General features: G+C 56.6%; 10 protein-coding genes. 4 read left to right on the top strand and 6 right to left on the bottom strand.

Annotated elements, in window-relative coordinates:
- Nucleotides 1-87 precede the first annotated feature (87 nt).
- From ABJK70_RS15230 to ABJK70_RS15240, 3 genes are read right to left on the bottom strand one after another with little or no spacing between them, the layout of a single operon-like run.
- Complete coding sequence (locus ABJK70_RS15230) at nt 88-537, bottom strand: DUF1249 domain-containing protein (protein WP_077729558.1); 450 nt, start codon at nt 535-537, stop codon at nt 88-90.
- A 19-nt stretch (nt 538-556) separates the two neighbouring features.
- Nucleotides 557-961 carry a 6-carboxytetrahydropterin synthase gene (locus ABJK70_RS15235; RefSeq protein ID WP_347258382.1) on the bottom strand — a complete coding sequence of 135 codons (405 nt, stop codon included), beginning with the start codon at nt 959-961 and terminating at the stop codon, nt 557-559.
- A gap of 30 nt (nt 962-991) precedes the next feature.
- Complete coding sequence (locus ABJK70_RS15240; RefSeq protein WP_077729561.1) at nt 992-1,291, bottom strand: PilZ domain-containing protein; 300 nt, start codon at nt 1,289-1,291, stop codon at nt 992-994.
- 174 nt (nt 1,292-1,465) lie between these two features.
- Between ABJK70_RS15240 and ABJK70_RS15245 the strand changes: the two genes are divergently transcribed.
- The 3 genes from ABJK70_RS15245 to ABJK70_RS15255 all read left to right on the top strand — a co-directional run bounded on the left by ABJK70_RS15245 (nt 1,466) and on the right by ABJK70_RS15255 (nt 4,355).
- Nucleotides 1,466-2,482: a tryptophan--tRNA ligase gene (locus tag ABJK70_RS15245; RefSeq protein ID WP_086134803.1), complete on the top strand. Its 1,017-nt coding sequence runs from the start codon at nt 1,466-1,468 to the stop codon at nt 2,480-2,482.
- 65 nt (nt 2,483-2,547) lie between these two features.
- Entirely contained in the window at nt 2,548-3,264 is a 717-nt protein-coding gene (locus ABJK70_RS15250; protein ID WP_086134804.1) for a DUF2459 domain-containing protein, read from the top strand.
- Nucleotides 3,265-3,335: 71 nt separating this feature from the next.
- On the top strand, nt 3,336-4,355 hold the full coding sequence (locus ABJK70_RS15255; protein WP_086134805.1) for an FAD-dependent oxidoreductase: 1,020 nt from the start codon (nt 3,336-3,338) through the stop codon (nt 4,353-4,355).
- A gap of 26 nt (nt 4,356-4,381) precedes the next feature.
- Here ABJK70_RS15255 and ABJK70_RS15260 read toward each other — a convergent pair whose 3' ends face one another.
- The 3 genes from ABJK70_RS15260 to motA are packed head-to-tail and all read right to left on the bottom strand — an operon-like array spanning nt 4,382 to nt 6,964.
- Nucleotides 4,382-5,131 carry a class I SAM-dependent methyltransferase gene (locus tag ABJK70_RS15260; protein WP_347258383.1) on the bottom strand — a complete coding sequence of 250 codons (750 nt, stop codon included), beginning with the start codon at nt 5,129-5,131 and terminating at the stop codon, nt 4,382-4,384.
- Nucleotides 5,132-5,143: 12 nt separating this feature from the next.
- Nucleotides 5,144-6,088, bottom strand: a complete 945-nt coding sequence (motB, locus tag ABJK70_RS15265; protein ID WP_347258384.1) for a flagellar motor protein MotB — start codon at nt 6,086-6,088, stop codon at nt 5,144-5,146.
- Nucleotides 6,089-6,109: 21 nt separating this feature from the next.
- Entirely contained in the window at nt 6,110-6,964 is an 855-nt protein-coding gene (motA, locus tag ABJK70_RS15270) for a flagellar motor stator protein MotA (RefSeq protein WP_156881845.1), read from the bottom strand.
- Between the two features lie 343 nt (nt 6,965-7,307).
- Here motA and htpG point away from each other — a divergent pair, with 343 nt between their 5' ends.
- A complete protein-coding gene (htpG, locus tag ABJK70_RS15275) occupies nt 7,308-9,209 on the top strand; it encodes a molecular chaperone HtpG (RefSeq protein WP_347258385.1) in 1,902 nt (633 codons plus the stop codon).
- The last annotated feature ends 91 nt before the right edge of the window (nt 9,210-9,300 follow it).

Here is a 9,300-nt window from a genome sequence, read left to right on the forward strand (position 1 = left end):
GCGGAGACTAGGGCTAACCCGCCATCGATGGGTTTCGCTTCGCTCTACCCATCCTACGATGAATGTTCACTCGAATGTCGAATGGAATTAGACCGTGGCGAATTCTTCCCGCGAATAACGGGCGGTTCCGAATCGGTAGTCGCTTTGGAGGCAGTGATCCAGCCAGCGGGTGAGGAAGTAGTTCAGCGACCATTTGTAATCGAGCACGCTCTTGGCGCTGGACCGGTCCCTCACCGCATCGAGGACCACCGGTCGGCAGTGGTCGCTGAGCGCTTCGGCGGTCTTGGCGTCCAGACTGACGCGGATTCTCACCGCCGGCTCGAAACCCCGCACGAAATCGTGGGTAAGCTCCAGCGTCAGGGTATAAGGCGACCTTTCGAGCAACCTCAGATGCAGGGACGGCTTGCCGTTGACTTGGGCGACGGCGGTCTCGTCGATGCGGTCCAAGTCGGGAATCAGGTGCGCCAGTTTCTCGTAGTTCGATTCGCAGACTTTTTGCAGCCAGAAGGATTTTTCTGCGGGCTGGAAAATGCTCATTACCGGTAAAAACGATCTCTCAAAATTCACTGTAGGTAGCGCAGGCGCTGGATGTCTCCCATAAGGTCACGCTCCTGACGTTGTATCCTCGGCTCGCGACGTGTCCGAATATCAGCTTGGCCAGATACTCGGCCGTAGGATGCTCGTCGAGCGCCAGAAAACGTTCTCCGGCCGAAACTAGCGCCGGCAGGAGCGGGTCATCCTTGTGCAGAAGCAGATTGTGATCGAGCTGCCGGTCGATATACTCCGACGCGACGGCGCTGATCTCCGCGAAATCGCAGACCATGCCCTGTTTGTTCAAACTTTCGGCAATCACGGTAATTGCTGCCTTGACACTATGACCATGGAGATGACGGCACTTGCCCGTATGTTCCATTAGACGGTGTCCATAGCAAAAATACACTTCTTTGGTAATCGTAAACATGAATTGCGACAAGGATATTGACCAGCGATTTCACTCGCTCTTGATGCCTTTGATGGCGCCGGCAATTCGGTAACCGCCCGCTTCGCTCTCCGCGCACCGGATCGTTTCGATATAGGCGGTCAAAGGCGGGGTGATTTTGTTCTGCGGAACGAGGCGCACTTCGACGGCTTTGCCGACATCTAAAGGAATATCGGCCTCGAACAAGATGCCGGAGCCGCTGATATTTACACATACCCCCTCATGTACAATATCGCTGTCGGCCAGCCGGAAGGTCATCTTGCAATCGGCCTGCATGCGGATGAAATCCCGCTTTTCGTCGTACTCCAGCATAGCTGTGCATCTCCCCCTTTAGGTTTCCCGGTATTCTAACCGATAGATCATAGCCGAAGTCGTTCGGACGATTCCGATTTCGGGTTTGGCAATGCGCGCCCTTTTATGCCATAGTGCCGCGCCTAAATCGACACAACTTGTTGGAACGACGCAGTAATCCGACACCTTGAACCTATGAGCACGAAATCCATCGTCCTAACTGGAATAACCACGACCGGTACACCTCATCTCGGCAATTACGTGGGCGCCATACGCCCTGCCATCGAAGCCAGCCGCGATCATAACGTCCTACCTTTCTATTTTCTGGCGGACTACCATGCCTTGATCAAATGCCAGGACCCGGAACGCGTCCGCCAATCGACACTGGAAATCGCCGCCACCTGGCTGGCCTTGGGTTTGGATACGGAAAACGCCGTGTTTTACCGCCAGTCGGACGTCCCCGAGATCACGGAGCTGGCCTGGATACTCAGTTGCGTCACTGCAAAAGGACTGATGAATCGCGCCCATGCCTATAAGGCCGCGGTCCAAGCCAATGAAGAAAGTGGCGAAAGCGACCCCGATAAGGGCGTCACCATGGGATTGTTCAATTATCCCATCCTGATGGCGGCCGATATTCTGATCTTCAACGCCAATAAAGTTCCCGTCGGAAAGGATCAGGTTCAGCATATCGAAATGGCACGCGATATCGCCGGACGCTTCAATCATATTTACGGCGAGCATTTCGTGCTTCCCGAAGCGGACGTCAGCGAGGATACCGCTGTGCTATGCGGATTGGACGGGCGTAAGATGAGCAAGAGCTACGACAACACCGTCCCGCTGTTCGCACCCGAAAAACAGCTGCGCAAGCTGATCATGAAGATCAAGACCAACTCTCTGTTGCCGGGCGAACCCAAAGATCCGGACACCTGCACCCTGTTCGGCATCTATAGGGCGTTCGCGACAAAGGAGGAGACTACGGCGATAAGGCGCCGCTACGCGGAAGGCATTGCGTGGGGAGAAATGAAAAACATTTTGTTCGAGTATCTGGACGATCATCTGAAAGCCGCGAGGGAACGTTATGAAGCACTGCTACAAGCACCCGACAAAATCGAGGAAGCATTGCAGGACGGCGCCCGCAAGGCCCGAAGCTACAGCGCCCCGCTGATACGGAAGGTCCGCCACAGCATCGGAATCCGAAGCCTGAGTCTCTGACCTTTGCGCGCCGTTCGGATGCGGCGTCGCCGCCGCTTATCCCGCGCCTTACCGTCGGGAATGACATGTCGCACGATCCCAAATACTGGGCAAAAGGATATCTCGAGGCAGCCGGCCCATTAAGATTGTTCCGGCTGCTGGTCCTGCTGGCGCTGCTCGCCGGCTGTGCGCCGAACCGACTGGACGAGGCGCTGGCCATGGAAGAGGCCGGCGCCGAACGCACTATCTATTTGGTCGATCTGGGCTGGCACACCGGCCTAGCCGTCAAACGAGCCGATATCCCGCCCGGGTTGTGGCCGGAAAGCCAAGACTTTCCGAAAGCGGAGTATCTCGAAGTAGGCTGGGGAGACCGCGATTTTTATCAGGCCGCCGGCTTCAACCTCTGGTACGGGTTCAAAGCCGTCGTGGCCCCCACCGCCAGCGTTCTGCACGTTGTCGGAGTCCCCGTTCATCCGACCGCTTATTTCCCCGCCGCCGAGATCGTTGAGGTCCCCTTGTCGGAACAGCAGCTCAGGCAACTCATCGTATCCATTCACAACACCTACGCCCGCGAGAATACGGCCAGAGCGCAAGCCATCGGCCCGGGTCTATATCCCGACAGCCGCTTTTACGCAGCCGAGGGCAAATTCCATCTGTTCAATACCTGCAATGTCTGGGTTGCGCGAATCCTGCGCGATGCGGGCCTGCCCGTCGTGCCGTTTTTCGCGGTCACGTCGCGGGGGCTCTTGTCCCAGGTGCGAGAGTTCGGCAAGATCGTTCGGCCGGAGTCGGAAGGTCGCTAAGTATCGGCGTAAGAATCGCTTCAAGGCTCTTTTTGATATTTCACGCTTACCGGTTATCGCGAGGAAACTCCATGCACGTCGTCATCATTGGTTCAGGTATCGCGGGCATCACTTTCGCGGAGGAACTTCGGAAACTCGCGCCGGAATGCCGAATTTCCGTCGTAACTCAGGAAGGCCACGGCTATTATTCGCGGCCTATGCTATCCCACGGCTTTTCGAGGGACGACATCGAAACCAAGATCATTCTGAAGCCGTTCGATGCACTGCACGATGCCGGCATCGCGATCTATCGCGAAACCAGCGTATTGACACTCAACCGCGACGACAAAACCATTGTCTGCCGGAACAGTTCGGGCGAATTTACCCTGAATTACGACAAGGCGGTGCTCGCGCCCGGCTCGGATGCGCTGATTCCGCCCCCGTTTCAGACGAGCCGCGATTTGTTCTTTGTCGTCAACAGCCTCGACGACTTGATCGAACTCCGGCGGCATCGGGAAAAAATCGTCGAGACATCGGCAAAGCCCCTGTGGGCGGTGATCGGTGGCGGGCTGATCGGCTGCGAAGTCGCTTCCGATCTGGCCAAGGCGGGCGATCGGGTGGTCTTGTTTCATGCCTTGGCAAGACTCATGGAACGTCAGTTGATCGAGGAAGATTCGGCAACTCTGTTGCAGGTATTGCAGGGCCACGGGATAGAGGTTCGCTTGAATGCCTCGGTCCAGGGCTTCGAAAAAATCGGCAGCCTTTACGCGGTGAAGTTGCAGGACGAAACGGCTAGCGGTTTCCACGGCGTCATCGTCGCCTGCGGTTTCAAGCCGCGAACCGAACTGGCGCGGCGCATCGGGTTAAATGCCGATCGGGGCATATTGGTCGATGAGTTCCTGCGCACCAACGACCCCGACATCCACGCCATAGGCGATGCCGCCGAATTCGTGGACGGCCGCTTGTACGCCTATATCATGCCGATACGGCATCAAGCCTTCTGGCTGGCCCGTTTTCTTGCCGGGCAAACCAACGAACCATGGCAGCCGCCCGATTTCAAACCGCGCGCCAAAGTGCACGGTTTCAATGCAGTGCACCCTTATATTTTTTAACGGGGCGAGGGTCGAGAGATCGAACGTCACATCCGCCAAATCAACAGCTTGGCGGCGCGGCCATCTCGCAGGATCAAGGTTTGATCAGGTTCGACGCCGGGCACCTCGAACGTGTTGCTGATGAAAAGCGACCCCGGCCTCATTTCCTTCCGCGCCTTGCGCCACAGGCGAGGCATGGGCGCCGGCGATAGAAAGGCGTAAACCACATCGAAACGGCCGAGATCCTCGGTCCAAAAATCGCCGAAACGGATACGGCAGTTCTTTTCGTTCCGCAAGCGAAACCGGCCGAGCAGGGCCGGCAGCGGCGCCGATTCGACGCCCCGGAATTCGCCGGATTTGCATTGCCCGGCTAAAACCGCCAGGCCGCCGCCCCAGCCGCAACCGAGGTCGATGAATTTGAACGCGGCGTTCCGCGGCAACAACTCGGAAACGGCAAGCCAGGTTTCGCGATCGGTCAAATAAAAAGGAACCCGCTCGCGAAGATTACTGCGAAAAACCAGCCACATCAGGACGAAACCGGCCAAATACAGGACCGGCGGGAGATTCAGCCGCCAGCTGACGGCGATTGCGGGAACGAACAGCGCCTGGATCGGCAGCCACCAATAAGGAAGTCTCAGCATCCAGCCGAAGGCCATGGCGAGAAGACCTTCAAATGCCACGGCGAAGCCGAGGGACGCCCAGAACAGGCCGCCGCTCTTTAGAAGCAGGAATGTGCCTAAGATGGCCAAGAGTTGGCTCAGGACGGCCCTGAACCAAACCGGCAGCGCTTCGACCATGAATATGGTGCCCTAGAGTGCGGACGCGGCCTTGTTGACGGCCGGCACCATGCCTTGGCCCGTAATCGCCCCTTTGTCCAGCGGTTCTTGCATAGATATATCTATCCCGGAACCGCCGGTAATGATTTCTTCGGCCGTATGCTTGTTCATCACGATGATGGAAATGCGCCGATTGGTGGCGGCCAAGGGGTCTTCCCTGACATAAGGAACGCTCGAAGAGAGCCCCACCACCCGCATCATTTTTTCTTCCTTGAGGCCGCTCTTGATCAGCTCCTTGCGGGCGGAATTGGCACGGTCGGCGGATAATTCCCAATTCGTATAACCCTGTCCTTTGCCCGGAAACGGCTTTGCATCCGTATGTCCGGCGATGCTGATCTTGTTCGGCAACTCGTTGATGACCGGCGCGATTTGGCGAAGTATCTCCGATGCATAGCCTTCCATTTTGGCGCTCGCCGAATTGAACATGGGCCGGCCTTCCGAATCGATGATCTGGATACGTAGCCCCTCCTGAGTGATGTCGATCTTCAGTTGATTCTGGAACTGTGTGAGCAAAGGGCTGGTTTCGATCATCCGCTCGATCTTTTCCTTCAGCGCCTCGAGTTGTTCCATCTCCTTTTCCGATTCGGCGGCTTCTCCGACGATATCTTCCTTCCCTTGGTCGGTCAGTTTGACTTGACCCTCGGATTGAGTGATGTCCTCCCCTCCTCCCTTGATCACGCTGGTTGCATCGCCCGTGTTGGGACCGCCTTGCCGGGAAGGTTTCCAGGGATCCTTGAAATACTCGGCGATGCCTTGCCTGAAAGCGGGTTCGGTCGTACCTAAAAGCCACATCAGCAAAAAGAACGCCATCATCGCGGTGACGAAATCGGCGTAGGCCAGCTTCCAGGCTCCTCCATGATGGCCGTGACCGCCTTTCTTGATTTTCTTGATGACGATTTGGTTCGAATTATCGGCCATGGTCTTATCCGGATAAGCTCGTTAACGGCTTTCTTTGAGATGCTTCTCCAATTCGGAGAATTCCGGACGCTCCGCGGAAAACATCGCTTTGCGGGCGAATTCCACGGCGGTGGATGGGGCGTAACCGTTTATCGAGGCGATCAGCCCGGCTTTGATGCTTTGATAATACTTCGTCGATTCCGCCAAACGTTGTTCCAACAGACCCGCCAGGGGACTGATGAAACCATAGGCAACCAAAATACCCAGAAATGTGCCGACCAGTGCCGCGGCGATCAGCTTGCCGAGTTCCGCCGGCGGCAAACCCACCGACTCCATGGTATGCACCACGCCCATGACCGCGGCGACGATGCCGAACGCCGGCATGCCGTCCGCGAGGCGCTGCAGCGCCTGTATGGGCAGGTGGCCTTCCTCGTGATGGGTTTCGATGTCGATGTCCATCAGATTGTCGATTTGATGGACGTCCAAACTGCCGCTCGTCATCAAGCGCAAATAATCGGTGATGAACTCGACCGCGTGATGGTCGGCCAGCACCTTGGGCGCGGATTTGAACAATTCGCTTTGATCCGGCGTCTCGATATCCCCTTCGATGGACAACAGCCCATTTTGACGGATCTTGTTGAAGATCCGATACAAGAGCGTCAAGGTTTCAAGATAAAGCGCCTGGTTGTATTTGGAACCCTTCAGGGAGCTCATCAACGCGCCGAAAACGGCTTTCAAGACCTTGGGATTGTTCGACACGACGAATGCGCCGAGCGCGCCGCCGAAAATGATGATGACCTCGTTCGGTTGAATAAGAACGCCGATATGGCCTCCCGCCATCAAAAAACCGCCCAGAATGGCGCCCACGACGATGATGTAACCGATAATGACGAACATGCGTTAACTCTTTGGAGATGCTTAACTGAAGGGCGGCACGGATAGCCGGTCGAAGTTTGGTGCTGGTTGTCCGAGCCACAGCAGGCTCGAAAAAAGTCTAGACGAAAAAACGTGGCGCTCGTCTCAAAAAACGAAACAGACTTGAAAACGGGAAGGATCGCCCCAAATTCTCATCGTCATCTTATTAACCCAGGGCAGGGATGTTCCGGCGCGGCGACAAGCCGCGTGAGCCAAGGCGGGACGTGTAACCGGCCTTGGCGGTGGTCCGTAAATACCAGGAGGGTATTTACGGGCCTGATTAATAGAGTCGATCCACTTAAACCTCCGGAGGAAAGTCACTGCCATGACCGTAGCAGAAAGCAAGGTAACTTTTGGGTTCGAAGCTGAGGTAAAACAGCTTCTGCACCTGATGATTCACTCCTTGTACAGCAACAAGGAAATCTTCTTGCGCGAGCTCATCTCGAACGGATCCGACGCTGCCGACAAGCTCCGCTTTATGGCACTGGGAAACGATGCGCTGTACGAGGGCGACAGCGAGCTGAAGATTCGGATCGAACACGACAAAACGAACCGGACTTTGACCATTACCGACAACGGCATCGGCATGACCCGCGACGAGGTCCGCGAGAACATCGGGACCATCGCCCGCTCCGGCACCCGCCAGTTCTTCGAGTCGCTGACCGGGGACGAGGCGAAGGACAGCCAGCTCATCGGCCAGTTCGGCGTGGGCTTTTATTCCGCATTCATCGTTGCCGACAAAGTCACCCTGGAAACCCGCAAGGCTGGTCTGGACGCGGCCCAAGGGGTACGCTGGGAATCCAAGGGCGAAGGCGATTACACGCTGGAAACCATCGAAAAACCCGAGCACGGAACGAAGATTACGCTGCACCTCCGCGAAGGCGAGGACGAGTTCCTGGACGGTTGGAAACTCCGGTCGATCATACGCAAATTCTCCGATCACATTTCCTTGCCGATCCTGATGAAGAAGGAAGCGTACGGAGACGAAAAGCCGGCAGCGGACGAGTGGGAAACCGTCAACAGCGCTTCCGCCTTATGGGCAAAGAACAGGGATGAGATTTCGGACGAGCAATACAACGAATTCTACAAGCACGTTTCCCACGACTTTCAGGAGCCTCTGGCTCGCCTCCACAGCCGCGTGGAGGGCACCAACGAATACACCCTTCTGCTCTACATTCCGTCGCATGCGCCGTTCGATCTGTGGGACCGCGACGCGAAGCACGGCGTAAAGCTTTACGTGCGGAAGGTTTTCATCATGGAAGGATCGGAGAAGCTGATGCCCCGTTATCTCCGCTTCGTCCGCGGCGTGATCGACTCCGATTCGCTCCCCTTGAACGTTTCGCGGGAAATTCTTCAGGAAAACGCGCTGCTCGAAAAAATCCGCTCCGGCGCGGTCAAGAAGGTTCTCGGTCTGTTGGAGGACGTGGCCAGGAACGAGCGGGAAAAATACCAAGCTTTCTGGAAGGAATTCGGCCAGGTCATCAAGGAAGGTCCGATCGAAGACTTCAAGAACCGCGACCGCATCGCCAAACTGCTGCGCTTCGCCTCCAGTCATAACGATTCCGATGTCCAGAACGTTTCCCTGGAGGATTACGTCGGCCGCATGAAGGAGGGGCAGGACAAGATTTACTATATTACGGCCGAGAATTACGCCGCGGCCAAGAACAGTCCGCACCTGGAAATCTTCCGTCGCAAGGGATTGGAAGTACTCCTGCTGCACGATCGGGTCGACGACTGGCTGGTCAGCTATCTCACCGATTTCGAAGGAAAGCATCTGCAATCGGTGGCCAAGGGGGATCTGGACCTGGGCACCCTTGCCGACGAAGCGGACAAGAAGCATACCGAAGAAGCCAGCAAGGCGTTCCAGCCCGTTATCGACAAAATCAAGCAAACGCTGGGCGACAAGATCAGCGATGTGAAAATCAGCGCTCGCCTGACCGACTCTCCGGCTTGCCTGGTCAGCGAAACCTACGGGTTAAGCCGTACCATGGAACGCATCATGAAATCGGCCGGGCAAGACGTACCGGCCAGCAAACCGATTTTCGAGATCAATCCCGATCATCCCCTAGTGACAAGGCTCAAGGACGAGGCGGACGAATCGCGCTTCGCCGATCTGACCCATATTCTTTATGACCAGGCGGTCCTCAGCGAAGGCGGCCAGCTGGACGATACCGCCGCCTTCGTCCGCCGCTTGAACGGCTTGCTTCAAGCTGTCATGCACTATTAACCCGGCCTATAAATATAGGCCGGGTTAATCCGGGGCAGGGATGCCCCGGCGCGGCGACAAGCCGCGTGAGCCCAGGCCGGGCGTGTACCGG

It is taken from the genome of Methylocaldum sp. (genome assembly GCF_039794385.1).
Classification (GTDB): Bacteria; Pseudomonadota; Gammaproteobacteria; order Methylococcales; family Methylococcaceae; genus Methylocaldum.

What these genes read in the sequence shown, in the direction of transcription:
- ABJK70_RS15230 (WP_077729558.1), bottom strand. Translation starts at nt 537, where the DNA reads ATGAGCATTTTCCAGCCCGCAGAAAAATCCTTCTGGCTGCAAAAAGTC.
- ABJK70_RS15235 (WP_347258382.1), bottom strand. Translation starts at nt 961, where the DNA reads ATGTTTACGATTACCAAAGAAGTGTATTTTTGCTATGGACACCGTCTA.
- ABJK70_RS15240 (WP_077729561.1), bottom strand. Translation starts at nt 1,291, where the DNA reads ATGCTGGAGTACGACGAAAAGCGGGATTTCATCCGCATGCAGGCCGAT.
- ABJK70_RS15245 (WP_086134803.1), top strand. Translation starts at nt 1,466, where the DNA reads ATGAGCACGAAATCCATCGTCCTAACTGGAATAACCACGACCGGTACA.
- ABJK70_RS15250 (WP_086134804.1), top strand. Translation starts at nt 2,548, where the DNA reads ATGTCGCACGATCCCAAATACTGGGCAAAAGGATATCTCGAGGCAGCC.
- ABJK70_RS15255 (WP_086134805.1), top strand. Translation starts at nt 3,336, where the DNA reads ATGCACGTCGTCATCATTGGTTCAGGTATCGCGGGCATCACTTTCGCG.
- ABJK70_RS15260 (WP_347258383.1), bottom strand. Translation starts at nt 5,131, where the DNA reads ATGGTCGAAGCGCTGCCGGTTTGGTTCAGGGCCGTCCTGAGCCAACTC.
- motB (WP_347258384.1), bottom strand. Translation starts at nt 6,088, where the DNA reads ATGGCCGATAATTCGAACCAAATCGTCATCAAGAAAATCAAGAAAGGC.
- motA (WP_156881845.1), bottom strand. Translation starts at nt 6,964, where the DNA reads ATGTTCGTCATTATCGGTTACATCATCGTCGTGGGCGCCATTCTGGGC.
- htpG (WP_347258385.1), top strand. Translation starts at nt 7,308, where the DNA reads ATGACCGTAGCAGAAAGCAAGGTAACTTTTGGGTTCGAAGCTGAGGTA.